The sequence below is a fragment of the Haloarcula sp. K1 genome (genome assembly GCF_001647155.1).
GTDB classification, from domain to species: domain Archaea; phylum Halobacteriota; class Halobacteria; order Halobacteriales; family Haloarculaceae; genus Haloarcula; species Haloarcula hispanica.
This window is the reverse complement of the sequence record NZ_LRHL01000041.1, coordinates 1-1021: the sequence shown is the minus strand read 5'-3', so window position 1 is coordinate 1021 and position 1021 is coordinate 1. Positions and strand designations below refer to the sequence as shown.

Annotated in this window: 1 protein-coding gene; it reads left to right on the top strand. The window is 59.0% G+C overall.

Annotated elements, in window-relative coordinates:
* On the top strand, positions 1-792 hold a 792-nt coding region (locus tag AV929_RS12430; protein ID WP_064288411.1), incomplete at its 5' end, for a hypothetical protein.
* Positions 793-1021 lie beyond the last annotated feature (229 nt).

Here is a 1021-nt window from a genome sequence, read left to right as displayed (position 1 = left end):
GACTACGTTGAGCAGTACGCAACTGGCGACCTCCTGCAAATCCCGAACACGTACGGCGACTTCAGTTCAGTCGACACTCGAGTCACATTTGTCGACGGACTTGCTGACAGCTACGGGTACGGCATTGACGCCCAAGCACTCGAAAAGGCATTGCGAGTCCTCACTGGCGGTGGTCGATACACTGCGTCGAGATACACGGCAATCCCGTGCGGGAAGCAGCCGTGGATTCTGACGGGTCCAGAAGGGACGCTCTTGTGCAGCTGTATGCCCGTTGAGCGGCCGGAAAATCCATACACGAAGGACCTGCGGACGCCAGAGACAACCCTGCAGATTGAGGAGCAGAACCAAACAGTCCGCACGGGAGCCGCTGAGTTTGCCCACCTGCTGTCCGACGCTCTCGGTGTCGATATCGAGGGTGTAGAGTACGCAACAGTACGCGGGAAAACCCAACACTCATTCATCGACGGGGAGGACAAGTTCCCGATCAAGGCTAGTGACTTAGCACAGTTGCACGGGTTAACGTCCGATCCATCCGTCATTCAGGCGGGGATAGGCCATGGAGTCCAGCCCCCCAGTGGTGGCGATCCAATCTCGGTTCAGTGGGATGGGCCGGATCATCCGGTTGGATATCTCGACGAGGGAGATGTAGTCGCCGGCTACGAGTTTGCGTGGGAACAACCCGAGGAGTCGCTGGAAGACGTTGCAGTCGTTCGCGAGTACCGGATCACACGGAACTACTCGCGCTGGACGGTTGACTACCATACCCATCGACTCGCGGCAGTCGTCCCCTGACCGACGCCGCCAACGGCATATTTTGTGTGCCCTCCGGCAAGTGGAGGGTAATCCAGATGTCACAGTCCACAGCGACCAGTAGCACCGAAGCAGCAACCACCGACGCCGAAACGACCGTGCCAGAGACGGCGACAGACAGTGACGCAGAAATCGACACTGCGGACCTCCTGTCGCTCGATGCCCCGCAGCATCTTCGGATCAGCGGCGAGGTCCAGCTGTTTGAGCGGAT